The following is a 25,495-nucleotide window of genomic DNA, read 5'->3' on the forward strand; positions in this document are numbered from 1 at the left end:
TAGTCTGATGCCCGGCATAAGGTGTTAATTACCGATAGCAAAATGTTTAACTGAGCGGGGTCCTTCGCTATGAAGAAGCGAAAAAGGAATCCGGCATCAAAAAATTGATGACAGTGATTATTAATAAATAGAGCGTTTCCGTTGCGGAATCGAAATTAGTTAATTCTCAGGGTCATAGGCTCGTCGTTTAATAAATAGAGACTATTGATGATATAGACAGGAAAAAATGAAAGCGCAACTTAAGCCATGTTTAACAATATGTAAGTAACTCTAAAGTACCAGCGTTGGCAGAGACCTCACCCAAACGGCTGACGTCAACTGGCCTGCAAGTTGGAGATTGACGGTAACTTTATCGCATTGAAAAGTTTAGGGTAAGTTTTGAAGGGCGATCGCGTGATGGGGTATTTTGCTATGACTGTAGATATGAAAGACCTTGTGTCATATATGGGTATGGTGATTTTTTTAGTGAGGTATTTTCTGTTGTAAGTCAGAAATTAATAGAAGGGATTGTCTATTTTGTGAGGGGCGTTAGGTCAGGACTGGCGCTAGCAGAAATATTATATATTTGAGATTTATTATTTCTGAGAGAATCGATAATGGTGAAGGAAAGTAGCATATATCATTTAGCATAGCTTAATTAACGGCGATGCGTCCTTTTAGACCGCGCAATAATAGCTGATAATTAAAAATGCGTGAATATTTTTATACTGGCCCTTCGCATGAAGAGCCAGTGAGGGAGCAAACCGCGCCTTAACGGCCAGCGTTCTTCATGATACGGGCTTTATCAACCGCCCATTCGCGATCTTTAACGTCGGTACGCTTATCATGCTGCTTCTTACCTTTCGCCACGCCAATTTTCACCTTGCACCAGGCGTTCTTCCAGTACAGGGACAGGGCGATGACGGTGTAGCCGTCCCGGCTAACGCTGCCGAAGAGGTTATCCAGCTCGCGCTTGTTCAGCAGCAGTTTACGGGTACGCGTTGGATCGCAGACTACGTGGCTCGAGGCCACGTTCAGCGGGGTGAAGTTGGCGCCAAAAAGATAAGCTTCGCCATCTTTAAAGATAACGTAGCTGTCGCCGATGTTCGCCTTCCCGGCGCGCAATGATTTTACTTCCCAGCCCTGCAGCGCAAGGCCCGCTTCAATCTCTTCTTCGATAAAGTATTCGTGGCGGGCACGCTTGTTTAGCGCAATGGTGGCTGAGCCTGGTTTGTGTGCTTTTTTCTTAGTCATAGTGCTGCTCAGTATACGTAATCCAGGAGTTCAAAGACACCCCGCAGCCTGCGCGAGGAGGAAGCGCTTATCTTAGCATGAGCGGCAGAGAGTTTTTGTTTGCGCGGTGATAAATGTTATTATTTGTCCGATTTATGACTCCCAGGAATTGTTATGCCGCAGATTAGCCGTACTGCGTTGGTGCCCTACAGCGCCGAGCAGATGTACAAGTTAGTGAACGACGTGAAGTCCTACCCGGAATTTTTACCTGGCTGTACCGGTAGCAGGGTGATAGACGCCTCGGCTAATCAGATGACGGCGGCGGTAGACGTTTCAAAAGCCGGGATAAGCAAAACGTTTACTACCCGTAATACGCTTACCGACAATCAGACCATCCTGATGCAGCTGGTGGACGGGCCGTTCAAGAAACTGATGGGCGGCTGGAAGTTCACCCCGCTGAGTGAAGACGCCTGCCGGATTGAGTTCCAGCTTGATTTTGAATTTACCAATAAGCTGATTGAGCTGGCCTTTGGCCGCATCTTTAAAGAGCTGGCGGGCAACATGGTTCAGGCATTCACTACCCGCGCCAAAGAGGTTTACCGTGTCGCGTGAGATTCAGGTAGAGGTAATTTATGCCCTGCCGCAGAAGCAGTACCTGCGCCAGGTTAAGCTTGAGGAAGGCAGCACGGTGGAGCAGGCGATTATCGCCTCCGGCCTGCTCGAGCTTCGCGACGATATCGACCTGAAGAAGAACAAAGTGGGTATTTACAGCCGTCCGGTGAAGCTGGGCGATAAGGTGAATGACGGCGATCGGGTTGAGATTTACCGCCCGCTGATTGCCGACCCTAAAGAGCTACGTCGCCAGCGAGCAGAGCGCTCCGCCCAGAAATAATCCTGCTTTCAAGCATAAAAAAGCCGCTTTCGCGGCTTTTTTTGTCCATTGAGTAAACCTACTCCCCTTTGGTCAGGGCTGGTTTGTTGTCAATGTTGGTCAGCACGCCGCTGCTGTTGAAGGTCAGGGTCAGCGTCTGCTGAGTCACGTTCTCGTGGCCTGGCTGCTGGCGGAAGACGTAGAACCAGGTATTGGTGCCGAACGGATCGGACATCATTGGCGTACCCAGCGTGTAGGCAACCTGCTGCTGCGTCATACCGACGCGGAGCTTGGAGACGTCATTCGGTGCCAGATAGTTACCCTGGTTGATGTCTGGGCGGTAAACCACTCGCTCCAGAGTGGAACAGCCTGCGGTCAACATCAGAAGAACCGCTGCGGCAGCAGTCAGCATTTTACAACGCATAGTGATTTGATTCCTTTTCGGGCCCGAGTAGTGCGTGGCTCATTCGTATTATGCCGATGATAATAGACCTTTAAGCAGTTTAAAACCTTAAGGCGCTCAACTCTGACAGTGGGAGCGTAAAAAAGTTGGCTGAAAAGGGGGCAGAAAGGCAGATTACTGAATGGGGTGGTCGTTTTTTGCACGATGCGCGGCATGCAATATACCGCGCATCGTAAAGCGTTATGCGGCCAGCAGCTCTTTGGCGTTCGCCAGAGTATTGCGGGTCACCTCGCTACCGCCGAGCAGACGGGCAAGCTCCTGCAGGCGAGAACGTTTGTCCAGCGGCTGCATATGGGTTTCCGTCATTTCGCCATCGGTTTCCTTGCTGACGAAGAAGTGATGGTGACCACAGCCGGCAACCTGAGGCAGGTGAGTGACACACATCACCTGCGTAGATTCGCCCAGCTGGCGCAGCAGTTTACCTACCACCGCGGCGGTAGGGCCGCTGATCCCCACGTCTACTTCATCGAAGATCAGCGCCGGCGTTTCCATTTTACGAGCGGTAATCACCTGAATTGCCAGCGCAATACGAGACAGCTCGCCGCCAGATGCCACTTTCGCCAGCGGCTGAAGCGGCTGGCCGGGGTTGGTGCTGACGCGGAAATCAATGCGGTCCGCACCCTCGGCGGTCAGGTGGTTTTCGTTAAAGTCGACATTTATGGCAAGTTTACCGTGCGGCATCGACAGGGAATGCATGCTCTCGGTGATCAGCTGGCACAGTTCATTGGCGTGTTTTACCCGACTTTGGTGCAGCGAGCTGGCTACGGAAAGCGCCTGCTGGTGGTGCAGCGCAACGGCCTGCAGTAATTCTTCCAGCGAGCCGGTCTGGTCATCCAGTAGCTGCTGTTCATCGAGCAGTTTCTGATGGAAGGCCGGCAGTTCTTCTGGCGTGATGTGGTGCTTACGCGCCAGGGAGATCTGGCGGGAGATACGTTGTTCCAGTTCGTACAGGCGGTTTGGATCCAGATCCAACCGATCGCAGTAATGACGCAGTTCGTCGCTGGCTTCGGAGATCTGAATCGCGGCTTCTTCCAGCATATTCAGTACGCCAGAGAGCTTATCGTCCATGCTCACCAGCTCGCCCATTAGATGGCGCACGGTGTGCAGCTGGCTTTGTAAATTCGTTTCTTCGCCGTCGGCCAGCACGTCAAGCGCCTGCTGGCTGGTAGAGAGCAGCTGGCCGCTGTTGGCGAGGCGTTTGTACTCTTCGTCGATCAGCTCAAACTCACCGGCGACGGGGGAAAACTCGTTCAGCTCTTTCAACTGATAGTGCAGCAGTTCCGCTTTGGCTGAGCGCTCCTGCGCCAGCTGTTGGTGCTGCGCCAGCGTGCGGCAGCTCTGGTGCCATTCACGATAGCGCTCTGCCATTTGCAGGGTCAGCGCCTGTTCACCGGCATAGCCGTCCAGCAGCGTTTTTTGATGCTCGGGTTTGAGCAGCAGCTGGTGGGCGTGCTGGCCATGAATCTGGATGAGCAACTGGCCGAGATCGCGCAGTTGGGAAAGGGGAACAGCCGTGCCGTTGATGAAACCGCGGGAGCGTCCATCGCTGCTGATGACGCGACGCAGCAGGCATTCACTGCCGTCTTCCAGCTGGTTTTCTTCCAGCCAGCGCAGCGCCGCCGGAGTGTCTTTCAGAGAGAAGCGGGCGCAGAGATCCGCACGGTTTGCACCAGAACGCACCATATCCGCTTCCGCGCGACCGCCCAGGCACAGGCCCAGCGCATCTATGGCAATAGATTTACCGGCACCGGTTTCCCCGGTGATGGCCGTCATCCCGTGATGAAAGTCGATTTCGAGTTCACGAACGATAGCGAAGTTACTGATGGTGAGTTGAGCGAGCATAGCCACCTTCCTGTATGAACTCGTCATACTTCAAGCTGCAGGGGTGTTGGCTGCTTTCACTTACCCCAGTCACTTACTCAAGTAAGCTCCTGGGGATGCACTCTCTTGCCGCCTACCTGCAACTCGAATTATTTAGAGTTCGATTTGGTTACTGTGTTTTCATACAGTATAAACTGGTTTTATATACAGTAAAGTGGCCAGGCGGTTTTTTAGAACAATTTTTTCGACCAGCCGAGTTTCGAGCTTAATGTGTTGAAATAGCTGTAATCTTTCGGGTGAATCAGATTGAGGTGGTAGTCGCAGCGGCGAATGAGCACGTCCTCACCTTCCTGTATTGGCAACGCAATCTGGCTGTCACAGCTGATTTCAAGGTCGCTGCGCATGTGGGAAAAACGCAGACGAATGGTGCTGCTGCTGTTGATGACCAGCGGGCGAGCCGAAAGCGTGTGCGGGAACATCGGCACGAGCGTTATCGCATCCAGCGACGGCGTCAGGATTGGGCCACCGGCTGAAAGCGAATAGGCGGTTGAGCCGGTCGGCGTGGAGATAATCAGCCCGTCAGAGCGCTGGGAGAAGGCAAAGATTTCGTCGATGTAAACTTCGAACTCAATCATATGCGCGACTTTACCGGGGTGCAGCACCACTTCGTTTATCGCCGTACTGAGGCGCGTGGGCGTATCGTGCTGGCAGACCTGAGCCTCCAGCAAAAAGCGGCGTTCGGTAATGTAGTGCCCCTCAAGAACGTCCGCCAGCTGCTGCTGGGCGTTGTCCGGGTCGAGGTCGGTCAGGAAGCCTAAATTGCCGCGGTTGATGCCGATAACCTTGATGTCATAGCGAGCCAGTACTCGCGCCGCGCCCAGCATGTTGCCATCCCCGCCAACCACCACGGCCAAATCAGCCTGCTGGCCAATCTCCGCCAGCGTGCCGGTTTTTACCTGCTTGAGGTTAAGCTCCTGGGCGATTTGCTGTTCCACCATCACTTCATAACCTTTGGCGCACAGCCAGCGATAGAGCATTTCATGCGTGGTCAGGGCGGTGGGGTGGCGCGGGTGCCCGACGATACCGATGCAGTTGAAATGTTTGTTCATTATCCTGGTGGTCCTTATTCGCAGAGGTTCCTGCGACAATATGACAGGTTCCCTTGAAACCCTGAAACTGATCCCCATAATAAGCGAAGCAGCGAGATGAATGCTAAAAACGCGGAGAATTTCATGAGTAGTAAAGAACAGAAAACACCTAACGAGCAAGCCCCGGAAGATATCGCCATGGATCAGCACGAAGAAGTCGAGGCCGTAGAAGGTGCCGATGTCGTGGATCCGCGCGACGAAGAGATTGCCAATCTGCAGGCTCAGCTGGCTGAAATGAAGCAGCGCGAGCGCGAGATTGAGCCTCGCCATCAGGCTGACTTAGCTAACCTGCGTCGCCGCACCGAACAGGATATCGAGAAAGCGCACAAGTTCGCCCTGGAGAAATTCGTGAACGAACTGCTGCCGGTTATCGACAGCCTGGATCGTGCGCTGGAAGTGGCCGACAAGTCCAACCCGGATTTAGCCCCAATGATCGAAGGCATTGAGCTGACCCAGAAGTCGATGCTGGACGTGGTCCGCAAGTTCGGCGTGGAAGTGGTTGGCGAGACGAACGTGCCGTTTAATCCGGACGTGCATCAGGCCATTGCGATGGTTGAATCTGCCGACGTTGCGCCAAATAACGTGCTGATGGTGATGCAGAAAGGCTACACCCTGAACGGCCGTACTATTCGTGCCGCGATGGTTTCCGTAGCGAAAGCCTGATTCGTTGCCGCAAGTAAAAAGCCAGCCCTGCGGCTGGCTTTTTTACGTCTATTGCTCAACGCTTTGCCGCAACGGCTTCACCGGCGTGACGCGTACCTGCTTAATCATGTTGTCCTGAACGTCGAGAATATCGATGTCGTACTGGCTCAGGCGGATACGGGTCCCGGCCGCCGGTATTTCCTGAATCTCTTCCAGGATCATGCCGTTGACCGTACGCGCGTCGTCTTCCGGCAGCGTCCAGTTGAAGGCTTTGTTAAGTTCACGGACGTTGGCACTGCCTTCGATAATGACCGAGCCGTCGTTTTGCGGTGTCACTTCTTCAGCAAGCGAGGGGGACATTGAGGTGGTGAAGTCACCCACAATTTCCTCCAGAATATCCTCTACCGTGACCAGCCCCTGAATATCGCCGTATTCGTCCACGACCAGGCCGACTTTCTTTTTGTTGCGCTGGAATTTCACCAACTGCACGCTCAGCGGCGTGCCTTCCGGCACGAAGTAAATCTCGTCGGCGGAGCGCAACATCACCTCTTTGGTGAACTCTTTCTTCTCGGTCATCAGGCGGTAGGCTTCACGTACGCGCAGCATGCCGATGGCATCATCCAGGCTGTCGCGGTACAAGACGATGCGGCCGTGCGGGGAGTGGGTCAGCTGGCGGACGATGGATTTCCAGTCGTCATTAATATTGATGCCGACGATTTCGTTTCGCGGCACCATGATGTCGTCAACGCTGACTTTTTCCAGGTCCAGTACCGAGAGCAGCATGTCCTGGTTTCGCCGTGAAATCTGCGAGCGTGATTCATGCACGATGGTGCGTAGCTCATCTTTGCTGAGCGCGGTGCTGATGATGTTATCGACCTTAATTCCGACCATGCGCATCAGCAGGCGGGTAATGGTGTTGAGCAGCCAGACCAGCGGCATCATAAGGATCAGCAGCGGGCCGAGCAGCCAGCTACTTGGGTAAGCGACTTTTTCCGGGTACAGCGCGGCGATGGTTTTAGGCAAAACTTCGGCAAACACCAGCACGACGAACGTCAGTACCCCGGTGGCAATCGCCACGCCCGCGTTGCCGTAAAGGCGAATGCCGACGATGGTTGCCAGCGCGGAAGCAAGAATATTGACCAGGTTGTTCCCGATTAACACGAGGCTAATCAGGCGGTCCGGTTTACGCAGCAATTTTTCAACGCGCTTCGCTGCCCGGTTGCCCTGTTTGGCGCGGTGACGCAGGCGGTAGCGGTTTAGCGTCATCATGCCGGTTTCTGAACCGGAGAAGTACGCTGACACCACCACCATGATGATCAGGGTGACGATCAGCGTGGTGGTTGAAATGTGTTCCAAAAGAGGTTCCTTTAAAGAGAAGGGGTTAGCTAACGAACTGCTGCAGGACGCGGCTGCCGAAATAGGCGAGCGTTAGAATGCCCGCGCCGGCAACGTTAAACCAGACAACGCGACGGCCGCGCCAACCTTCATGATAGTGTCCCCACAGCAAAACGACGTAGACAAACCAGGCAAGAATCGACAGCACGGCTTTATCGACGTTCTCCATGCTGAACAGATTCTTCATGTAAAACAGGCCGGTGCATAGCGTCAGGGTCAGCAGAACCACGCCAACCTGGGTGATGTGAAACATTTTACGCTCGATAACCATTAGCGGCGGCATTTCTGCGCTGAACGCCAGTTTTTTGTTTTTCAACTGGTAGTCAATCCACGCGAGCTGTAAAGCGTACAGGGCGGCGATGATAAGCGTCGCGTAGGAGAAGAGCGACAGGCCAATGTGCACCATCATTCCCGGCGTCGCTTCGAGATGGGTGATAAATTCATTGGGCATAAAGGTCGCCAGCGCCAGATTTATCAGCGCGAAGGCGTAAACAATTGGCAACAGCAGCCAGCCGCGATTGCGGGAGGCGACAATCGTCATCACCGTACAAATCATCAGGCTGACGAGAGAACCCACGTTCAGTAGGCTAAGATTTTGCCCGCCGTCGACGGTGAAGAAACGGGCTTCCAGCGCCAGCGCATGGCTAACCAGCGCGATAGCTGCGGATAAAATGGCAAAGCGTCGCCACCCGCTGTTCTTCCGCAGAAGACCGGGAATGATCAGCGCGAGGCTGACGGAGTAGGCTACAAGCGCAAGAATGGCGAAAACGGGCATATTAAGGTGTCGGTCAAATTGGCCAGAGAACGAAAAAGTCAGTATAACGTTACCTGTCGCCTGCTCCAACCGTTGGATCACACCCGAGGCGGCTTCATGATATAATCCGCCAAATTCAGTTTTGTGTCGCGAGCTGCGGCCCCAGTTACCACGTTAGGCAAAATACCATGTTTGATAATTTAACAGACCGTCTGTCGCGTACCCTGCGCAATATTAGCGGCCGTGGGCGGCTAACCGAAGAAAACGTTAAAGAGACGCTGCGCGAAGTGCGCATGGCCCTGCTGGAAGCGGACGTTGCGCTGCCGGTGGTGCGTGATTTTATCAGCCGCGTAAAAGAAAAAGCGGTTGGTCATGAAGTCAACAAAAGCCTGACGCCGGGCCAGGAGTTCGTCAAAATCGTTCGCGCTGAACTGGTTTCCGCGATGGGCGAAGAGAACAGCAGCCTGAATCTGGCGGCGCAGCCACCGGCCGTTGTCCTGATGGCGGGCCTGCAGGGCGCGGGTAAAACGACCAGCGTCGCTAAGTTAGGTAAGTTCCTGCGCGAAAAGCAGAAGAAAAAAGTGTTAGTGGTTTCGGCGGACGTTTATCGCCCGGCGGCGATTAAACAGCTGGAAACTCTGGCCCAGCAGGTTGAGGTGGATTTCTTCCCGTCCGACGCTCAGCAAAAACCGGTCGACATTGTTAACGCCGCGCTGAAAGAAGCGAAGCTGAAGTTCTACGACGTGCTGCTGGTGGATACCGCCGGTCGTCTGCACGTCGACGAAGCAATGATGGACGAAATCAAACAGGTTCATGCCGCGATTAAACCGGTAGAAACGCTGTTTGTGGTCGACGCAATGACCGGTCAGGATGCGGCCAATACCGCGAAGGCGTTCAGCGAAGCGCTGCCGCTGACCGGGGTAGTACTGACCAAAGTAGACGGCGACGCCCGCGGTGGTGCTGCGCTGTCGATTCGCCATATCACCGGTAAGCCAATCAAGTTCCTCGGCGTTGGCGAGAAAACCGAAGCGCTGGAGCCGTTCCACCCGGACCGTATCGCTTCCCGTATTCTCGGCATGGGCGACGTGCTGTCGCTGATTGAAGATATCGAAAGTAAGGTTGACCGAGCGCAGGCTGAAAAGCTTGCCACCAAGCTGAAAAAAGGCGACGGCTTCGACCTGACCGACTTCCTCGAACAGCTTAAGCAGATGAAAAATATGGGCGGCATGGCGAGCATGATGAGCAAGCTGCCGGGCATGGGCCAGCTGCCGGACAACGTCAAATCCCAGATGGACGACAAAGTTTTGGTGCGCATGGAGGCGATTATCAGCTCGATGACGCTGAAAGAACGTGCCCAGCCGGAAATCATTAAAGGTTCCCGCAAGCGCCGTATCGCGCAGGGTTCCGGCATGCAGGTGCAGGACGTTAACCGCTTACTGAAGCAGTTTGACGACATGCAGCGCATGATGAAGAAAATGAAGAAAGGCGGAATGGCCAAAATGATGCGCGGCATGAAAGGCATGATGCCGCCAGGTTTCCCAGGCCGTTAAGCTCTTTTCGATTGCTTTTTACGCCGAAATGAGTAAAATTTTCGGGCTTTTAATATGACTCCGGGCTCCATCCCTCGATGGGGCCCGGCGTTTTATTCACTAAAGAGGATGTTATGGTAACTATTCGTTTAGCACGTCACGGCGCTAAAAAGCGTCCGTTCTACCAGGTTGTCGTTACTGATAGCCGTAATGCACGTAACGGTCGCTTCATTGAGCGCGTTGGTTTCTTCAACCCTATCGCTAACGAGAAAGAAGAAGGCGTTCGCCTGGATCTGGATCGCGTAGCTCATTGGGTTGGCCAGGGCGCAACCGTTTCTGATCGCGTTGCTGCGCTGATCAAAGAAGCTAAGAAAGCAGCTTAATCTGTCACGGTGGTCATGATGAGCAAGCAACTCGCCGCACAGGCTCCTGTTAACCCAATCGTGTTGGGCAAGATGGGCTCCTCCTACGGTATTCGTGGTTGGCTCAGAGTGTTTTCCTCCACCGAAGACGCCGAAAGCATTTTTGACTACCAGCCCTGGTTTATCCAGCGCGGCGGTCAGTGGCAGCAAGTACAGCTGGAAAGCTGGAAGCACCACAATCAGGATCTGGTCATCAAGCTGCAAGGCGTTGACGATCGGGATGCCGCGAATCTTCTGACCAATTGCGAAATTGTCGTGGATTCAACGCAACTGCCGGCTCTTGACGCAGGTGACTATTACTGGAAAGACCTTATGGGCTGCCAGGTAGTGACCACTCAGGGGTACCAGCTCGGTAAAGTCATCGATATGATGGAAACCGGCTCGAATGACGTTCTCGTCATCAAGGCAAACCTGAAGGATGCATTTGGCATCAAGGAGCGGCTGGTTCCGTTCCTCGATGGGCAGGTTATCAAGAAAGTCGATCTCGCTACTCAAACCATTGAAGTAGATTGGGATCCTGGTTTTTAAAACTCCGAAATCATACGGTAGTCGTTAGCATAGTGGGGATTGGCTTGTGTTTATTGGTGTCGTTAGCCTGTTTCCTGAGATGTTCCGCGCAATTACCGATTACGGGGTAACTGGCCGGGCAGTAAAAAATGGCCTGCTAAGCATTCAAAGCTGGAGTCCGCGTGACTTCACCTATGACCGGCACCGTACCGTGGACGATCGTCCTTACGGCGGCGGACCGGGAATGCTGATGATGGTGAATCCTTTGCGGGAAGCCATCCACGCAGCGAAAGCGGCGGCAGGAGAAGGTGCTAAGGTTATCTATCTTTCACCTCAGGGGCGCAAGCTTGATCAAGCGGGCGTCAGTGAACTGGCAACGAACGAGAAGTTAATTCTGGTTTGCGGCCGTTACGAAGGGATCGATGAGCGCGTGATCCAAACCGAAATTGACGAAGAATGGTCAATCGGCGATTACGTTCTCAGCGGCGGTGAGCTGCCAGCGATGACGCTGATTGACTCAGTCTCCCGGTTTATTCCGGGCGTGCTGGGACATGAAGCTTCGGCAACCGAAGATTCGTTTGCTGAAGGGTTGCTGGATTGTCCTCACTACACCCGTCCTGAAGTGTTGGATGGCATGGAAGTACCGGCGGTCTTACTGTCGGGGAACCATGCAGAGATTCGCCGTTGGCGCCTGAAACAGTCGCTGGGCCGTACCTGGCTTAGAAGACCTGAACTTTTGGAAAACCTGGCTCTGACTGAAGAGCAAGCAAGGTTGCTGGCGGAGTTCAAAAAAGAACACACGCAACAGCAACATAAACATGATGGGCAGGCGTAAGCCCCCAAATATCAGTTTACCCAGGATAAGAGATTAAATTATGAGCAACATTATTAAGCAACTTGAACAAGAACAGATGAAACAGGATGTACCTTCCTTCCGTCCGGGCGACTCCGTGGAAGTGAAAGTATGGGTCGTTGAAGGTTCTAAAAAACGTCTGCAGGCATTTGAGGGCGTGGTTATCGCTATCCGTAACCGCGGTCTGCACTCTGCATTCACTGTTCGTAAGATTTCTAACGGCGAAGGTGTTGAGCGTGTATTCCAGACTCACTCCCCAGTAATCGACAGCATTACTGTTAAACGTCGTGGTGCCGTTCGTAAAGCTAAACTGTACTACCTGCGTGAGCGTACTGGTAAGTCTGCTCGTATCAAAGAGCGTCTTAGCTAAGATTCGCTTAGGCGACATCCAAATAAAAGGGCTGCCATCTGGCAGCCCTTTTTTATGCGCTGAATTTGTTTAGATTATGGGGCGGTAATCACGACCGCGACGCGGCGGTTTTCGGCACGCCCCTCGCCGGTACTGTTGCTGGCAACCGGGTATTTCTTACCCAGTCCTTGCGTGGTGAGGTTACTGCGCGGGATTTTAGCGCCTTCGGCCCAGGCATCCGCGACGATGTTCGCGCGCTTGAGAGAGAGCTGTTCATTGTAGCCGTCTTCGCCGTAGTTATCGGTGTGGCCATCAAGACGGGCGTGCTTCAGGCCGGTTGCTGAGAGCTTAGCGGCCATCGACTGAATGGTTTGATAGCTTTCAGGCTGTAGCTTGTACTGGTTTTTACCGAACAGAATTTTATCCGACAGCCCAAGCGACCAGCCGTCGTTTGACTCTGAGAAGCCGTAGGAGCGCATGGCGGCAACTTGCTCAGGGGAGAAGGTTGACGGTGGTGCCTGACAGCCGGTTAACAGGAATGAAAAGAGCATTGCTGGTGCAAATAAGCGCGAAGCTATCATAATGAATCCCTTTGGTGCTGTTTTGTAAGCAACTCACGCTGCTTGTGTTTTTCTATGTACATGTTGCGATCGGCCGTTTCCATGAGGGTTTCTGCTGACGTAATGTCTTTCGCGAGCGCGACGCCAACGCTTAGAGTCATGGTGACCCAGTGTTCGCCCGGTAAGAGAATCGGCTGCTCAACAATTTCCTTTAGCTGCTTTAGCACTCCCGTGGCCTGCCCTTCATTGCTGACTGCGTGAAGCAGCATGGCAAATTCGTCTCCGCCGAGACGGAACGCCAGATGGCGGGTACTGGCAAACATCAGCAGCCGTTTTGCGACCTCAATAAGTACTGCATCGCCGGCAGCGTGCCCCCAGGTGTCGTTAATAAATTTGAAATTGTCGCCGTCCATAAATAGCAGCGCGCTGTTCTGGAGCGCATCGGCGTCCTCAATTAGCTTATCCAGCGCCGTGCGGAAGGCTGCGCGATTTGCCAGTCCTGTCAGCGGATCCTGAAGGGCAGTTTTTTGCAGCGACGCGTTCTTCAGCTGCAGCTGTCTTTGCCACTCTTCCATCTCGTCCAGCAGACTATTGAAGTCCAGGGCAAAAAGGTGAAACTCTTCAATCTTTTCCGGCGACACGCGGCGAGAAAAGTTACGGTTACTGCGGACGTCGTGAACAACGTCGGTAATATTCTGCAAAGCGGCGTCGATATCACCGTGCAGATGGCGTGAAATACCCAATGCGATAATGGAGGCAAGCAAAATGCAGGCCGTCAGCACGCCTAGCGAAAGCCAGACGAACAGGGTAACGGTGGCATCTGTGCCTATGAGGCGCATTTCACCGATGATTTTGCCGTTGTGCCAAATCGGCTGTCTTATAGGGTGAGGGTAAAGCCACCGCGTGACCAGGCCGCCAACCATGTCATGTTGAGACGGCTTATCTGCCTGCCAGTGGGTCAGTTCCCTGCCTTCAGAATCTACCACCTTCGCGGCGGTGAATTGCCCTTGCCTGCCCAGCACCGAAAGGGTTTCATTGGCGGAGGCACTGTCGCGGAAAACAACGGCAGCCTCCAGGCTGTGGCTCACGGTTACCGCCAGTAACTCGAGGTTTTTTTGAGCGTATTGTTTTAGCGTCAGCATCGAGGCGACGGAAAGCAACAGCCAGACAATCAGCATGGCGATAACCACGCTAATGATGCTGATTCTGCGTAATGTTCCTTTAAACGTCGGACGTGACGAGGGGGTCAAATCCTTATTCATGACTATTATTCCCTGGCCGAGCCAGCAGTAATACATCCGGGCTAACCCTGACGCCGCTGCGCGTAAGGGCATCAAGGTTTACCGAAAAAGAAACTGCGTCATTATGAATATTCAGGCAGAAAGCGCTGCCAATTATGCATTGCGGGTTCTGCTCGGCAATTAACAATAAAGGTCGAGATTGATAACGTTCTATTAATTGCAACTGCTGTTGTGGTGACTCGTTACCAAAATAGATCCCGTCGCACTGGGCTCGTAATGCCTCTTCGTCAGACTTAACGAGCAACGGTTGGAACGATATATCGCTATTTTTATCGCTTAGCGTGGCGGCATAGGCGGCGGTTGAGAAGATACACAGCTTGGGAAGCCCCTGCGTCTGGGGCCAGCGCGTATAGCTTACAATGCCGGAAACAATGGTGCGAACCTTGTCGGACAGTACCGGACTTGCCGGCGGTGAGGCCAGCGTTCTGGATATAAATAGCAGGCAGACGAAAAACGTCGTAAATAAAGGCATCCCGCGAAAAATAGGCGAAGTTTTCACGCGCCACCAGCCCTAAAGCACAGTAGACGCTGCAAACAGCTTTTATTATTTATGATGTCGCCGTTGAGCATATCACTCCTGCATAATCCCGTCATTCATTCCTGAGTGTGATGATATTCCTGATTATCAAAAATAATAACGAGAATAGCCCTGGAATGATGGCGTAAATCGTTATCCTTCTCCTCTTAAAAAATGTTCTCACGAGGATAATATCAGCATAGAAGGGGGAATGAATTTTTACGCGCTGTTTTGTATGTTAATGCAATTTTGCCCACAAAATACGCACTTTTATGCTGCATGTAATTTAATGTTTACGGTTGTTGCGCTTTTAAGCGCTATTAAATCATTAGTGTAACGATTAATTTACGTATAATGGATTGCAATCTTTACTGTTGGCGGTTACAGTAAGTCCTCCTCCACGAGGAAACGACTATCGCAAACGAGCTAAACACAGGACTGCCATCATGCAAAAAGACGCGCTTAACAATGTTCATATCTCTGACGAACAAATACTCATCACTCCGGATCAGCTGAAAGCAGAGTTTCCACTCACCGCAGCGCAGGAAGCGCAAATTGAGCAATCACGTCAAACGATTTCCAACATTATTGCTGGCCGCGATCCGCGCCTGTTGGTTGTCTGTGGACCTTGCTCGATCCACGATCCGGAAGCCGCGATTGAATACGCTCGTCGTTTTAAAGCTCTGTCTGAACAAGTTAGCGATAGTCTGTACCTCGTGATGCGCGTCTATTTTGAAAAGCCTCGTACTACCGTTGGTTGGAAAGGGCTTATCAACGACCCGCATATGGATGGCTCGTTTGATGTGGAAGCAGGGCTGAAAATTGCGCGTCGCCTGCTGGTTGAGCTGGTTAGCCTTGGTCTGCCGCTGGCAACCGAGGCGCTGGATCCGAATAGCCCACAATACCTGGGCGACCTGTTTAGCTGGTCCGCAATCGGGGCTCGCACCACTGAGTCCCAGACTCACCGCGAAATGGCTTCTGGCCTTTCTATGCCGGTTGGTTTTAAAAATGGTACAGATGGCAGCCTGGGGACGGCGATTAACGCCATGCGCGCTGCCGCTATGCCGCACCGTTTCGTGGGCATTAACCAGGCCGGCCAGGTTTGCCTGCTGCAAACTCAGGGTAACCCGGATGGGCACGTGATTTTGCGCGGTGGCAAAGCCCCTAACTACAGCCCGGCGGACGTTGCCCAGTGTGAAGCCGAAATGCAGAAAGCAGGCCTGCGCCCGTCCTTGATGATAGATTGCAGCCATGGCAACTCAAACAAAGACTTCCGTCGTCAACCGGGCGTGGCAGAATCCGCCATTGCCCAGATTAAAGATGGTAACCGCTCTATTATTGGCCTGATGATTGAAAGTAATATCCACGAGGGTAATCAATCGTCAGAGCAGCCGCGTAGCGAAATGAAATACGGCGTGTCCGTGACCGATGCATGCATCGACTGGGAAACTACGGACAGCCTGCTGCGTGAGATCCACAAGGATCTGAGCGGTGTGCTGGCGGCTCGTCAGGCATAAGAGGTTTACTATGGTGGCTGAATTGACCGCGCTGCGCGATCAAATCGATGAAGTGGATAAAGCGCTACTGGATTTGCTGGCTAAGCGGCTGGAACTGGTAGCGGAAGTCGGCGAAGTGAAAAGCCGCTTCGGTTTACCGATTTATGTGCCGGAACGCGAAACTTCAATGCTGGCGTCGCGCCGTAAAGAAGCCGAAGCCTTAGGGGTTCCACCGGATTTAATTGAAGATGTTCTGCGCCGCGTGATGCGCGAGTCGTACTCCAGCGAGAACGACAAGGGTTTTAAAACCCTGCATCCTTCACTGCGTCCTGTGGTGATTGTGGGCGGTGGCGGCCAGATGGGGCGTCTGTTTGAAAAAATGCTGACGCTTTCTGGCTACCAGGTTCGCATTCTTGAAAAAGAGGACTGGGACAAAGCGCCTGAGCTGTTGGCCGATGCGGGCATGGTGATTGTGAGCGTGCCGATTCACATCACCGAGCAGGTTATTGCCAGTCTGCCTCCGCTACCTGCGGACTGCATCCTCGTGGATCTGGCTTCGGTGAAGAATGGCCCACTGCAGGCGATGCTTGCCGTGCACTCTGGCCCGGTATTGGGTTTGCACCCGATGTTTGGCCCGGACAGCGGCAGCCTGGCAAAACAGGTTGTGGTGTACTGCGACGGCCGTCAGCCTGAAGCGTATCAATGGCTGCTGGAGCAAATTCAGGTTTGGGGCGCGCGTTTACACCGTTCCAGCGCCGTGGAGCACGACCAGAATATGGCATTCATCCAGGCGCTGCGTCACTTTGCGACCTTCGCATATGGCCTGCATCTGGCGGAAGAAAACGTACAGCTGGAGCAGCTGCTGGCGCTGTCATCGCCGATTTATCGCCTTGAACTGGCGATGGTTGGCCGACTGTTTGCCCAGGATCCGCAGCTTTATGCCGATATTATTATGTCGTCAGAAAGCAATCTGGCGCTGATCAAGCGTTATTACAAACGCTTCGGCGAGGCGATTGGCCTGCTGGAACACGGCGACAAGCAGGCGTTTATCGACAGCTTCCGTAAAGTGGAGCACTGGTTCGGGGATTACGCTCAACGTTTCCAGAATGAGAGCCGCGTCCTGTTACGCCAGGCAAATGATAACCGCCAGTAAGTGGCAAAAGGTTTTATAATCAAAAGCCAGTGGGAGTTTGCCCGCTGGCTTTTTTGTTTGCCAAAAGGATACCTGAAATGGCTGAGCCGCAGCTGCTGTTCGACTATACCGGTCACTTACCCGAATGCCCTACGTGGAGCGCAGAAGAAGGCAGCCTCTATTGGACGGACATTCTTGAGAACGAAATCCACCGCTACCATCTTGCCAGCGGCAAACATGACGTTATTCAGTTTTCTGAAGAGGTGGGCTGCTTTGCCCTGCGTGAGTCCGGCGGGTTTATCGTGGCGATGCGCAGCGGAATCTGGCTAACCAATAAAACCGGGCTTATCGTGGGCAAAGTCTGTGATAACCCAAGTAACCCGGATTTGGCCCGTTTCAACGACGGCGGTACCGACAGGCAGGGGCGTTTTTACGCCGGCACGTTTTGGGGCCCCGGTGACTATAATGGCGCGTTACTTTGCCGGGTGGATAACGACCTGACGCCGCATGTGATTCAGCATGATATCCACGGCGCTAACGGGCTGGCATTTAGCGCGGATGGAAAATGGATGTATACCTCGGACACGCCAAATGCCGTGATTTACCGCACGCCGCTGGATGCCCATGGCGAGCCGGGCATACGTGAAGTCTTTAAGCGATTTGCCCAAGGCGAGGGCATGCCTGACGGCGCGGCGATGGACAGCGAAGGGCATTACTGGACGGCGCTGTTTGATGGCTACCGCATAGCGCGTATTTCTCCACAAGGGGAAATAGTGGAAGAGCACCGCTTGCCCGTGCGCTGCCCAACGATGGTCTGTTTTGGTGGCGATGATATGAAAACGCTATTTATCACCACGACCAGAGAAAACATGGACGATGAAGAAGTGGCTCGGTTACCGCTGTCTGGGGCGCTTTTCACCCTCCGCGTTGAAGTGGCCGGAATGGAAAAGCTGAAGTTTCGGGAAATGTGATTTATCCAGCCCGGTTGAAGCCGGGCTGGCATTGTTATCAGGCCGGGTCGACCGGTACTACGTTTTCGCTTGGGTAGCTGCCCAGTAGCTTCAGGGAGCGGGTGATTTCGCCCAGCTCTCGTAGCGCCTTACGCATAGCCTCATCTTTCAGGTTGGCCTGAATATCCAGATAAAACATCTCTTCCCACGGGTTGCCGTTGATTGGGCGTGATTCCAGCCTGGTCATGATCAGATTGTGGTTGCGTAAGACCAGTAACGCCTCTACCAGCGCACCGGCCTGCTGGCCAGTTGCCATCAGCAGAGTGGTTTTCGCGGGTACCTGATCGGACACTTCAACGGCCTTACGCGCCAGCACGATAAAGCGAGTAATGTTCTGGGTCTGATTTGCAAGGTTGCGTTCCAGCACCTGCAGGCCGTAAAGAGCGCCACCGGCTTCACTGCCCAGCGCGGCGACGTGAGGCGAGTTAGCCTGTGCGACTTTTTCCATCGCCGCAGAGGTGCTTTCCGTGTATTCAATTTTCCAGTGAGGATAGCGATTAATGAACTGGCTGCACTGCTGGAAAGGCTGAGGGTGACTGTAAACAGTCTGGATCTGCTCGAGGTCGGTAGAGCCGGAAACCAGCACGCAGTGGTCAATCGGCACCGTCATTTCGGCCACGATCGACAGGCTGGTGTGCTGCAACAGGTCGTAGACGTCGTTGATAGCCCCCGAGCTGGTGTTTTCAATCGGCACGACGGCGTAATCCGCCTGGCCGGTTTCCACCTGGTTGAAGATATCGTGGAATTTGGCGCAGCCGCTTTCGATGAACTGTTCAAAGTGTCGAGCGGCGTACTGGCGAGCGGCCAGGTGAGAGTAAGAGCCTTTAGGCCCAAGGAAAGCGACGCGGGCAGAGTGAGGGTTAGTTTTATTCAGGTGCTGCTGCAGCAAGGTCTGCTGGGTAAGAACTGAGTCTTCAATAATGAGCTGGAACAGGCGCGTGATGTAGTGGGCATCGAGATGGTGGTCTTTACCGAGGGTAATCAGGCGTTCCAGTAAGTCTCTTTCTCGATCGATATCGCGTACCGGGCGGTGAGAAGCGAGCTTTGCTTTGCCAACCTCAACCGCCAACAGGCGGCGCTCTGCCAGCAGGGCTAACAGCTTTTCATCCAGTGCGCTGATTTTATCGCGCAGGGCCAGCAACGGATTAATTTCGGTCATAACGCTACCTTTTCGATGTCCATAAAAAAAGCCTCCCGCTTGGGAGGCTTGTTTGTTCGTCTTCGCATTCTTTATCACACGACGAATTGCCTCCCAGTCAGGGGAAGGTAAAAAAGAATGCGAAGAAAAACGGGAAAAGTTTCATGTCAGGTTTCCTGAGGAATCTGAGAGGTAAAGTACCTGCTCTGTTTTCGTTCTGTCAATAAAAAACGCGCCCGAAGGCGCGTTGCGGTGAGTGGAAGGAGAGTGATGTATTACTCTTCGTCAGCTTCTGCTTCTGCGAAGGACACGTCTTTCACTGAACCTGCTGCGCGACGTGCTTCACCTTTGTGTTGCACTTTATTTAACTGCCGCTCCAGTTTGTTGATTAAATCGTTGATAGCCGTATACATATCTTCATGTCTGGCACTGGCTACGAGGTGCCCATTCGGTGTGTTAATCGTGGCATCGGCCACAAAACCCTGAGGCTCTTTGGACAAGATAATATGTGGATTAATTAGATGAGTTTGCCACTTGTCCAGCTTACTGAGACGGTCGGCGACATGCTGGCGAATAGCTGGGGTGATTTCCATTTGCTTGCTGGTAATGTTCATTGTCATAAAGTTACCTCTTGTCTTTGCCGTCTTGGTAACTTCAGCATACCGTTCCTAATGTCAAAATGTGTGATGTAAATCACATTATTTTGTCACTTTTTGTCAAGGAAGGCTTTTTGTGAGGCAGAACAGGATATGTATTTTTAAGGCTTGTGGTTATCGGAAATCGCGTCCATATTTGATGGGATGACCTGACGCTAAACCGTTTCAGTTTTTGCGTCGGCAGATAAAAAAACGGCAGCCGAGGCTGCCGTTTTTCTTGCGATATCGTCGATCAGGTATTGCTGCTATTGGCGGCAATAATCTTCGCAACTTTGTCAGCCTGACCCGGCATCTGCATCTCGCGGTAGGCATTTTCCATCAGCTTCAGGCCGTCACGAGTGGCCTGAGTGTCCGGATAATCACGCAGCATACCTTCAACGCGATTAACTACTGCAACCCAGGCGCCGCGTTTCGTGTAATATTGCGCCACGGAAAGCTCATACTTCGCCAGGCGATCTTTGAGGAACACGAGGCGTTTGGTCGCATCGGTGACGTATTGGCTGTTTGGATAGCCGCGAACCAGCTTCGAGAAGTCGTTGAATGCGTCGCGAGCGTGCTGCGGATCGCGGTCAGAACGATCAACGCCGAAGAAGCCTTGCAGCGCACTGTCATCCAAAGCCATGTCCGTCAGGCCACGCATGTAAAGTACGTAGTCGATGTTTGGATGAGTCGGATTAAGGCGCATGAAGCGATCGATCGCCGCCTGAGCCAGCGGTAAGTCCGCATTTTTGTAGTAGGCGTAGATCAGGTCGAGCTGCACTTGCTGAGAGTACGGGCCGAACGGATAACGGTTATCCAGCGCTTCCAGTTGCGTTATCGCCGCTTTAAAGTTACCGTCCTGCAGCTTTTGCTGGGCAGTCGCATAGATCTCAGAAGGCGGATTATCAGGAACCTCATCCTTGGAACTGGAGCAACCAGCCAAAGCCAGGCTCAACGTGGCCGCTGCCACCAGATATTTCATGCGCGTCATGACGTTTGACTTTCCTAAGTAATTTTATTTCCGGGAGAGTTCGTGTTCCAGCTCCCGATAAAGACCAGCTACAATAGCACATTATATTAAACGGCATTGCCGTAAAACCCAACGTTAACGAAAGAAGCTGTCTATGGCACAACTAGTACAACTCACCGAAACGGTGTCCGATTCACAACTGGGTCAACGCTTAGATCAGGCATTGGCCGAATTGTTCCCGGATTATTCGCGTTCGCGCATAAAAGAATGGATTCTTGACCAGAAAGTCACGGTCAACGGCGTTGTCTGGGACAAGCCGAAAGAGAAAGTGTTGGGTGGCGAACTCGTTGCTATCAATGCAGAAATTGAAGAAGAAGCGCGCTGGGAGCCTCAGGACATCCCGTTGAATATCGTTTATGAAGATGAAGATATTCTGGTGATCAATAAGCCGCGTGACCTGGTAGTGCATCCTGGCGCAGGCAACCCGGACGGCACGGTGCTGAATGCGCTTTTGCATTACTATCCGGCGATTGCGGATGTACCGCGTGCGGGCATCGTCCACCGTCTGGATAAAGACACCACCGGCCTGATGGTCGTGGCGAAAACCGTTCCTGCACAGACTCGCCTGGTTGAAGCACTTCAGCTGCGTGAAATTACCCGTGAGTACGAAGCCGTTGCGATTGGTCATATGACCGGCGGCGGTACGGTGGAAGAGCCTATCAGCCGCCATCCAACCAAACGTACCCACATGTCCGTGCACCCAATGGGAAAACCTGCGGTGACTCATTACCGCATTATGGAACACTTCCGCGTTCATACGCGTCTGCGTCTGCGTCTGGAAACCGGGCGTACTCACCAGATTCGCGTACACATGGCGCACATCAGCCATCCGCTGGTGGGCGATCAGCTGTACGGTGGCCGTCCTCGTCCGCCGAAAGGGGCTTCGGAAGAGTTTGTCAGCATACTGCGCAAGTTTGACCGCCAGGCGCTGCATGCCACCATGCTACGTCTTTACCATCCAGTCAGCGGCATTCTGATGGAATGGAGCGCGCCGATCCCGCAGGATATGGTTGATCTTATCGAAGCCCTGCGCGTCGATACCGAAACCCATAAGGATCAACTGGACTGGCTATGACCAAAACGATCGTCCCGCAGTGGCCCCTTCCTGAAGGGGTTGCCTCCTGTAGCTCAACCCGTATCGGCGGTGTTAGCGTCGCGCCATATGACTCGATGAATCTGGGCGCCCATTGCGGCGATGATTTGGAGCATGTCGAAGAGAACCGCCGGCTGTTTTACACCGCGGCAGGCTTGCCTTCCCGGCCGGTCTGGCTTGAGCAGGTTCACGGCAAAACGGTGTTGAAGCTGACGGGCGAGCCTTATGCCTCAAAGCGTGCGGATGCTTCTTATAGCAATACGCCGGGGACGGTTTGTGCGGTGATGACGGCAGATTGTCTGCCGGTACTGTTTTGTAATGAGGCGGGAACCGAGGTTGCCGCAGCACATGCCGGCTGGCGAGGCTTATGTGAAGGCGTACTAGAAGAAACAGTTGCCTGTTTCCAGGACGATCCGCAGAACATTCGTGCCTGGCTTGGGCCGGCGATTGGCCCCCTGGCGTTTGAAGTCGGGCCTGAAGTGCGTGAAGCTTTTATGGCAAAAGACGAGAAAGCGGTGAGCGCTTTTCGTGCCGCCGGTGAAAAGTACTATGCTGATATTTACCAGCTTGCAAGGCAGCGGCTGGCAAACGTAGGCGTCACGCAGGTGTACGGCGGCGACCGCTGTACCTGGACCGAAAGCGGCGATTTCTTCTCTTACCGCCGCGACAGAACCACAGGTCGTATGGCAAGTTTCATCTGGCTGATATAACCTATCGAATCAAGACGATCCAGTGCGTGTCGCTCGCGCTTCATATATTTCAGGTCATTAACCTTGAATAATTGAGGGATGACCTCATTTAATCTCCAGTAGCAAATTTGACCTGTTTATGGGAGGAGTTATGCGTCTGGATCGTCTTACCAATAAATTCCAGCTTGCTCTCGCCGATGCCCAATCTCTTGCGCTTGGGCACGACAATCAATTCATCGAACCTCTTCATCTGATGAGCGCTCTGCTCAATCAGGAAGGAGGATCCGTGCGTCCGTTACTGACCTCTGCGGGGGTGAACGCGGGCAAACTACGTACCGACATTGAGCAGGCCCTAAGCCGTTTGCCGCAGGTGGAAGGCACCGGCGGTGACGTTCAGCCTTCTCAGGACCTGGTGCGTGTATTAAACCTGTGCGACAAGCTGGCACAAAAACGGAACGATAACTTTATATCGTCAGAACTCTTTGTTCTGGCGGTGCTTGACTCACGCGGCACTCTGACTGACCTGCTGAAAGCAGCGGGCGCAACGCCAGCGAACATAACCGCCGCGATTGAGCAAATGCGTGGAGGGGAGAGCGTGAACGATCAGGGTGCCGAAGACCAACGTCAGGCATTAAAGAAATACACCGTCGATTTAACCGAACGGGCTGAGCAAGGCAAACTGGATCCGGTCATCGGCCGTGATGAAGAAATTCGTCGTACCATCCAGGTACTGCAGCGCCGTACCAAAAACAACCCGGTGCTGATTGGTGAACCGGGCGTTGGTAAAACGGCCATCGTTGAAGGGCTTGCGCAGCGCATCATCAATGGTGAAGTGCCTGAAGGCTTAAAAGGCCGTCGGGTTCTCGCGCTTGATATGGGCTCGCTGGTGGCTGGGGCTAAATACCGCGGTGAGTTCGAAGAGCGTCTGAAAGGCGTGCTGAACGATCTCTCTAAGCAGGAAGGTAACGTCATTCTGTTTATTGATGAGCTGCATACTATGGTTGGTGCTGGTAAAGCAGACGGCGCAATGGATGCCGGGAATATGCTCAAGCCGGCGCTTGCTCGTGGTGAACTTCACTGCGTTGGCGCGACCACGCTCGATGAATATCGCCAATATATAGAGAAGGATGCTGCGCTCGAACGACGCTTCCAAAAAGTTTTCGTGGCGGAGCCTACTGTAGAAGACACCATTGCGATTCTACGTGGGCTGAAAGAACGCTATGAGCTGCATCACCATGTACAAATTACCGATCCGGCAATTGTGGCGGCAGCCACGCTGTCTCATCGCTATATTGCCGATCGTCAACTGCCGGATAAGGCCATCGACCTTATTGATGAAGCCGCATCCAGCATTCGTATGCAGATAGATTCCAAGCCGGAAGAGCTGGACCGTCTCGATCGCCGCATTATCCAGCTCAAGCTGGAGCAGCAGGCGCTGAAGAAAGAGTCTGATGAAGCCAGTCAGAAACGACTCAGCATGCTGAATGAAGAACTGGAAGATAAAGAACGCCAGTACTCTGAGCTTGAAGAAGAGTGGAAGGCGGAGAAAGCCTCTCTGTCAGGTACGCAGACCATTAAGGCTGAACTTGAGCAGGCGAAGATTGCGATTGAGCAGGCTCGACGCGTGGGCGATCTTGGGCGTATGTCCGAGCTGCAGTACGGTAAAATCCCTGAGCTGGAGAAACAGCTGGCCGCGGCGACCCAAAGTGAAGGGAAAACCATGCGCCTGTTGCGTAATAAAGTGACGGATGCAGAAATCGCCGAAGTCCTGGCGCGCTGGACCGGGATCCCGGTTGCCCGAATGCTGGAAGGCGAGCGCGACAAGCTATTACGTATGGAAAAAGATCTTCATCAGCGCGTCATTGGCCAGGATGAAGCCGTCGAAGCGGTATCCAACGCTATTCGCCGTAGCCGCGCAGGGCTATCGGACCCGAATCGCCCAATCGGTTCGTTCCTGTTCCTGGGGCCAACCGGGGTAGGTAAGACCGAGCTGTGCAAAGCGTTGGCGAACTTTATGTTCGACAGCGACGATGCGATGGTGCGGATCGATATGTCCGAGTTTATGGAGAAACACTCCGTATCGCGGCTGGTGGGTGCGCCTCCGGGCTATGTGGGTTATGAAGAAGGCGGTTATCTGACGGAAGCGGTACGTCGCCGTCCTTATTCGGTGATTCTGCTGGATGAGGTCGAGAAAGCACACCCGGATGTGTTTAACATCCTGTTGCAGGTGCTGGACGATGGTCGCCTGACCGATGGTCAGGGCAGAACCGTTGATTTTCGTAATACGGTTGTCATTATGACTTCAAACCTCGGTTCCGATCTGATTCAGGAACGCTTTGGTGCGCTCGACTATGGTCATATGAAAGATTTGGTGCTGGGTGTTGTTAGCCAAAGCTTCCGGCCGGAGTTCATTAACCGTATAGATGAAGTCGTGGTGTTCCATCCGCTGGGTGAGCGTCATATTGCTTCTATTGCGCAGATTCAGCTGCAGCGGTTGTACAAACGTCTGGAAGAGCGTGGCTATGGCGTGAGCATCTCTGATGAAGCGCTGAAACTGATAAGTGAGAATGGCTATGACCCTGTTTACGGAGCACGTCCGCTGAAACGAGCTATCCAGCAGCAAATTGAGAACCCACTGGCTCAGCAAATCCTTTCCGGAGAGCTGATTCCTGGGAAAACTATTAAGCTGGAAGTAAAAGACGATCGCATTGTGGCAGTGCAGTAAGTCACACAACGTAAAAAACGAGCCCTTTTGGGCTCGTTTTTGTTTGTAAAATAACCATTCCTGGCCAGGATTTATACTCTTAGCCTGGAAAGTGAGCGGTCGGCAATTATTTTGTATTTTATACTTGTCAGGCTCTGAGAACTCCCTATAATGCGCCTCCACTGACACGGCAAAGCGGCTTCGAAAGCGGCTTAACAAACCGG

At 53.2% G+C, this 25,495-nt stretch carries 27 protein-coding genes and 1 other annotated feature; of the genes, 14 read left to right on the forward strand and 13 right to left on the reverse strand.

Features of this window, described 5'->3' with window-relative positions:
• Positions 1-750 precede the first annotated feature (750 nt).
• A complete protein-coding gene (gene smpB, locus ACE38U_RS13865; RefSeq protein WP_038479670.1) occupies positions 751-1,233 on the reverse strand; it encodes an SsrA-binding protein SmpB in 483 nt (160 codons plus the stop codon).
• Positions 1,234-1,386: 153 nt separating this feature from the next.
• On the opposite strand from smpB, the gene ACE38U_RS13870 reads away from it, so the two are divergent.
• The gene (locus ACE38U_RS13870) at positions 1,387-1,824 is read left to right on the forward strand and encodes a type II toxin-antitoxin system RatA family toxin (RefSeq protein WP_038479681.1); all 438 of its coding nucleotides are present in this window, start codon (positions 1,387-1,389) and stop codon (positions 1,822-1,824) included.
• Complete coding sequence (locus ACE38U_RS13875) at positions 1,814-2,104, forward strand: RnfH family protein (RefSeq protein WP_375529947.1); 291 nt, start codon at positions 1,814-1,816, stop codon at positions 2,102-2,104. Before ACE38U_RS13870 ends, ACE38U_RS13875 begins: the two co-directional genes overlap by 11 nt.
• A 58-nt stretch (positions 2,105-2,162) precedes the next feature.
• Here ACE38U_RS13875 and bamE read toward each other — a convergent pair whose 3' ends face one another.
• The 3 genes from bamE to nadK form a co-directional block, all read right to left on the reverse strand.
• Complete coding sequence (gene bamE / locus ACE38U_RS13880; RefSeq protein WP_008458182.1) at positions 2,163-2,507, reverse strand: outer membrane protein assembly factor BamE; 345 nt, start codon at positions 2,505-2,507, stop codon at positions 2,163-2,165.
• Between the two features lie 219 nt (positions 2,508-2,726).
• Entirely contained in the window at positions 2,727-4,388 is a 1,662-nt protein-coding gene (gene recN, locus ACE38U_RS13885) for a DNA repair protein RecN (protein ID WP_375529948.1), read from the reverse strand.
• Positions 4,389-4,597: 209 nt separating this feature from the next.
• The gene (gene nadK / locus ACE38U_RS13890; RefSeq protein ID WP_008458177.1) at positions 4,598-5,476 is read right to left on the reverse strand and encodes an NAD(+) kinase; all 879 of its coding nucleotides are present in this window, start codon (positions 5,474-5,476) and stop codon (positions 4,598-4,600) included.
• A gap of 123 nt (positions 5,477-5,599) precedes the next feature.
• Here nadK and grpE point away from each other — a divergent pair, with 123 nt between their 5' ends.
• The gene (grpE, locus tag ACE38U_RS13895; RefSeq protein ID WP_138089243.1) at positions 5,600-6,178 is read left to right on the forward strand and encodes a nucleotide exchange factor GrpE; all 579 of its coding nucleotides are present in this window, start codon (positions 5,600-5,602) and stop codon (positions 6,176-6,178) included.
• Between the two features lie 48 nt (positions 6,179-6,226).
• Here grpE and ACE38U_RS13900 read toward each other — a convergent pair whose 3' ends face one another.
• Positions 6,227-7,513, reverse strand: coding sequence for an HlyC/CorC family transporter (locus ACE38U_RS13900; protein WP_038479696.1), 1,287 nt, complete (start codon positions 7,511-7,513; stop codon positions 6,227-6,229).
• A 25-nt stretch (positions 7,514-7,538) separates the two neighbouring features.
• Complete coding sequence (locus ACE38U_RS13905; protein ID WP_038479699.1) at positions 7,539-8,327, reverse strand: cytochrome C assembly family protein; 789 nt, start codon at positions 8,325-8,327, stop codon at positions 7,539-7,541.
• A gap of 167 nt (positions 8,328-8,494) precedes the next feature.
• Between ACE38U_RS13905 and ffh the strand changes: the two genes are divergently transcribed.
• The 5 genes from ffh to rplS all read left to right on the forward strand — a co-directional run bounded on the left by ffh (position 8,495) and on the right by rplS (position 11,987).
• Positions 8,495-9,856, forward strand: a complete 1,362-nt coding sequence (gene ffh / locus ACE38U_RS13910; RefSeq protein ID WP_176982871.1) for a signal recognition particle protein — start codon at positions 8,495-8,497, stop codon at positions 9,854-9,856.
• 113 nt (positions 9,857-9,969) lie between these two features.
• Positions 9,970-10,218 (forward strand): 30S ribosomal protein S16, encoded by a 249-nt coding sequence (gene rpsP / locus ACE38U_RS13915; RefSeq protein ID WP_038479704.1) that lies wholly within the window; start codon positions 9,970-9,972, stop codon positions 10,216-10,218.
• Positions 10,219-10,236: 18 nt separating this feature from the next.
• The gene (gene rimM / locus ACE38U_RS13920) at positions 10,237-10,785 is read left to right on the forward strand and encodes a ribosome maturation factor RimM (RefSeq protein WP_038479707.1); all 549 of its coding nucleotides are present in this window, start codon (positions 10,237-10,239) and stop codon (positions 10,783-10,785) included.
• A 46-nt stretch (positions 10,786-10,831) separates the two neighbouring features.
• Positions 10,832-11,599 (forward strand): tRNA (guanosine(37)-N1)-methyltransferase TrmD, encoded by a 768-nt coding sequence (gene trmD / locus ACE38U_RS13925; RefSeq protein ID WP_375529949.1) that lies wholly within the window; start codon positions 10,832-10,834, stop codon positions 11,597-11,599.
• Between the two features lie 40 nt (positions 11,600-11,639).
• Positions 11,640-11,987: a 50S ribosomal protein L19 gene (gene rplS, locus ACE38U_RS13930; RefSeq protein ID WP_038479713.1), complete on the forward strand. Its 348-nt coding sequence runs from the start codon at positions 11,640-11,642 to the stop codon at positions 11,985-11,987.
• Positions 11,988-12,061: 74 nt separating this feature from the next.
• On the opposite strand, the gene ACE38U_RS13935 is transcribed toward rplS, so the two are convergent.
• From ACE38U_RS13935 to yfiR, 3 genes are read right to left on the reverse strand one after another with little or no spacing between them, the layout of a single operon-like run.
• Positions 12,062-12,547 carry an OmpA family protein gene (locus ACE38U_RS13935; RefSeq protein ID WP_038479716.1) on the reverse strand — a complete coding sequence of 162 codons (486 nt, stop codon included), beginning with the start codon at positions 12,545-12,547 and terminating at the stop codon, positions 12,062-12,064.
• Positions 12,544-13,788: a diguanylate cyclase DgcN/YfiN gene (dgcN, locus tag ACE38U_RS13940; protein WP_375529950.1), complete on the reverse strand. Its 1,245-nt coding sequence runs from the start codon at positions 13,786-13,788 to the stop codon at positions 12,544-12,546. Before dgcN ends, ACE38U_RS13935 begins: the two co-directional genes overlap by 4 nt.
• Entirely contained in the window at positions 13,781-14,299 is a 519-nt protein-coding gene (gene yfiR, locus ACE38U_RS13945; protein WP_375529957.1) for a regulatory sequestration protein YfiR, read from the reverse strand. The genes dgcN and yfiR overlap by 8 nt, the downstream gene beginning before the upstream one ends.
• 491 nt (positions 14,300-14,790) lie before the next feature.
• Here yfiR and aroF point away from each other — a divergent pair, with 491 nt between their 5' ends.
• From aroF to ACE38U_RS13960, 3 genes are all read left to right on the forward strand, one after another.
• Positions 14,791-15,861 carry a 3-deoxy-7-phosphoheptulonate synthase AroF gene (gene aroF, locus ACE38U_RS13950; protein ID WP_038479723.1) on the forward strand — a complete coding sequence of 357 codons (1,071 nt, stop codon included), beginning with the start codon at positions 14,791-14,793 and terminating at the stop codon, positions 15,859-15,861.
• A 10-nt stretch (positions 15,862-15,871) separates the two neighbouring features.
• On the forward strand, positions 15,872-16,993 hold the full coding sequence (gene tyrA, locus ACE38U_RS13955) for a bifunctional chorismate mutase/prephenate dehydrogenase (RefSeq protein WP_176982869.1): 1,122 nt from the start codon (positions 15,872-15,874) through the stop codon (positions 16,991-16,993).
• Positions 16,994-17,070: 77 nt separating this feature from the next.
• Positions 17,071-17,943, forward strand: coding sequence for an SMP-30/gluconolactonase/LRE family protein (locus ACE38U_RS13960; RefSeq protein WP_038479729.1), 873 nt, complete (start codon positions 17,071-17,073; stop codon positions 17,941-17,943).
• A 37-nt stretch (positions 17,944-17,980) separates the two neighbouring features.
• On the opposite strand, the gene pheA is transcribed toward ACE38U_RS13960, so the two are convergent.
• The 4 genes from pheA to bamD all read right to left on the reverse strand — a co-directional run bounded on the left by pheA (position 17,981) and on the right by bamD (position 20,746).
• A complete protein-coding gene (gene pheA / locus ACE38U_RS13965; protein ID WP_038479732.1) occupies positions 17,981-19,141 on the reverse strand; it encodes a bifunctional chorismate mutase/prephenate dehydratase in 1,161 nt (386 codons plus the stop codon).
• Between the two features lie 21 nt (positions 19,142-19,162).
• Positions 19,163-19,287, reverse strand: a sequence feature (Phe leader region).
• Positions 19,239-19,286, reverse strand: coding sequence for a pheA operon leader peptide PheL (gene pheL / locus ACE38U_RS13970; RefSeq protein WP_193216298.1), 48 nt, complete (start codon positions 19,284-19,286; stop codon positions 19,239-19,241). It overlaps the preceding feature by 48 nt.
• A gap of 108 nt (positions 19,288-19,395) precedes the next feature.
• On the reverse strand, positions 19,396-19,740 hold the full coding sequence (raiA, locus tag ACE38U_RS13975) for a ribosome-associated translation inhibitor RaiA (protein ID WP_008458158.1): 345 nt from the start codon (positions 19,738-19,740) through the stop codon (positions 19,396-19,398).
• 268 nt (positions 19,741-20,008) lie between these two features.
• On the reverse strand, positions 20,009-20,746 hold the full coding sequence (gene bamD / locus ACE38U_RS13980; RefSeq protein ID WP_038479735.1) for an outer membrane protein assembly factor BamD: 738 nt from the start codon (positions 20,744-20,746) through the stop codon (positions 20,009-20,011).
• A gap of 133 nt (positions 20,747-20,879) precedes the next feature.
• Between bamD and rluD the strand changes: the two genes are divergently transcribed.
• The 3 genes from rluD to clpB all read left to right on the forward strand — a co-directional run bounded on the left by rluD (position 20,880) and on the right by clpB (position 25,292).
• Positions 20,880-21,860, forward strand: coding sequence for a 23S rRNA pseudouridine(1911/1915/1917) synthase RluD (rluD, locus tag ACE38U_RS13985; RefSeq protein WP_038479738.1), 981 nt, complete (start codon positions 20,880-20,882; stop codon positions 21,858-21,860).
• Positions 21,857-22,588: a purine nucleoside phosphorylase YfiH gene (gene yfiH, locus ACE38U_RS13990; protein WP_038479741.1), complete on the forward strand. Its 732-nt coding sequence runs from the start codon at positions 21,857-21,859 to the stop codon at positions 22,586-22,588. The genes rluD and yfiH overlap by 4 nt, the downstream gene beginning before the upstream one ends.
• 130 nt (positions 22,589-22,718) lie before the next feature.
• Positions 22,719-25,292 carry an ATP-dependent chaperone ClpB gene (gene clpB, locus ACE38U_RS13995; protein ID WP_375529951.1) on the forward strand — a complete coding sequence of 858 codons (2,574 nt, stop codon included), beginning with the start codon at positions 22,719-22,721 and terminating at the stop codon, positions 25,290-25,292.
• Positions 25,293-25,495: the final 203 nt, after the last annotated feature.

Origin of the sequence: Cedecea selenatireducens (assembly GCF_042138895.1) — a bacterium.
Lineage (GTDB): Bacteria > Pseudomonadota > Gammaproteobacteria > Enterobacterales > Enterobacteriaceae > Cedecea > Cedecea selenatireducens.

Bases quoted from the DNA above. Each gene is read 5' to 3' on its own strand.
- smpB (WP_038479670.1), bottom strand. From the start codon at position 1,233: ATGACTAAGAAAAAAGCACACAAACCAGGCTCAGCCACCATTGCGCTA.
- ACE38U_RS13870 (WP_038479681.1), top strand. From the start codon at position 1,387: ATGCCGCAGATTAGCCGTACTGCGTTGGTGCCCTACAGCGCCGAGCAG.
- bamE (WP_008458182.1), bottom strand. From the start codon at position 2,507: ATGCGTTGTAAAATGCTGACTGCTGCCGCAGCGGTTCTTCTGATGTTG.
- recN (WP_375529948.1), bottom strand. From the start codon at position 4,388: ATGCTCGCTCAACTCACCATCAGTAACTTCGCTATCGTTCGTGAACTC.
- nadK (WP_008458177.1), bottom strand. From the start codon at position 5,476: ATGAACAAACATTTCAACTGCATCGGTATCGTCGGGCACCCGCGCCAC.
- grpE (WP_138089243.1), top strand. From the start codon at position 5,600: ATGAGTAGTAAAGAACAGAAAACACCTAACGAGCAAGCCCCGGAAGAT.
- ACE38U_RS13905 (WP_038479699.1), bottom strand. From the start codon at position 8,327: ATGCCCGTTTTCGCCATTCTTGCGCTTGTAGCCTACTCCGTCAGCCTC.
- ffh (WP_176982871.1), top strand. From the start codon at position 8,495: ATGTTTGATAATTTAACAGACCGTCTGTCGCGTACCCTGCGCAATATT.
- rpsP (WP_038479704.1), top strand. From the start codon at position 9,970: ATGGTAACTATTCGTTTAGCACGTCACGGCGCTAAAAAGCGTCCGTTC.
- rimM (WP_038479707.1), top strand. From the start codon at position 10,237: ATGAGCAAGCAACTCGCCGCACAGGCTCCTGTTAACCCAATCGTGTTG.
- rplS (WP_038479713.1), top strand. From the start codon at position 11,640: ATGAGCAACATTATTAAGCAACTTGAACAAGAACAGATGAAACAGGAT.
- ACE38U_RS13935 (WP_038479716.1), bottom strand. From the start codon at position 12,547: ATGATAGCTTCGCGCTTATTTGCACCAGCAATGCTCTTTTCATTCCTG.
- dgcN (WP_375529950.1), bottom strand. From the start codon at position 13,788: ATGAATAAGGATTTGACCCCCTCGTCACGTCCGACGTTTAAAGGAACA.
- yfiR (WP_375529957.1), bottom strand. From the start codon at position 14,299: ATGCCTTTATTTACGACGTTTTTCGTCTGCCTGCTATTTATATCCAGA.
- aroF (WP_038479723.1), top strand. From the start codon at position 14,791: ATGCAAAAAGACGCGCTTAACAATGTTCATATCTCTGACGAACAAATA.
- tyrA (WP_176982869.1), top strand. From the start codon at position 15,872: ATGGTGGCTGAATTGACCGCGCTGCGCGATCAAATCGATGAAGTGGAT.
- ACE38U_RS13960 (WP_038479729.1), top strand. From the start codon at position 17,071: ATGGCTGAGCCGCAGCTGCTGTTCGACTATACCGGTCACTTACCCGAA.
- pheA (WP_038479732.1), bottom strand. From the start codon at position 19,141: ATGACCGAAATTAATCCGTTGCTGGCCCTGCGCGATAAAATCAGCGCA.
- raiA (WP_008458158.1), bottom strand. From the start codon at position 19,740: ATGACAATGAACATTACCAGCAAGCAAATGGAAATCACCCCAGCTATT.
- bamD (WP_038479735.1), bottom strand. From the start codon at position 20,746: ATGACGCGCATGAAATATCTGGTGGCAGCGGCCACGTTGAGCCTGGCT.
- rluD (WP_038479738.1), top strand. From the start codon at position 20,880: ATGGCACAACTAGTACAACTCACCGAAACGGTGTCCGATTCACAACTG.
- yfiH (WP_038479741.1), top strand. From the start codon at position 21,857: ATGACCAAAACGATCGTCCCGCAGTGGCCCCTTCCTGAAGGGGTTGCC.
- clpB (WP_375529951.1), top strand. From the start codon at position 22,719: ATGCGTCTGGATCGTCTTACCAATAAATTCCAGCTTGCTCTCGCCGAT.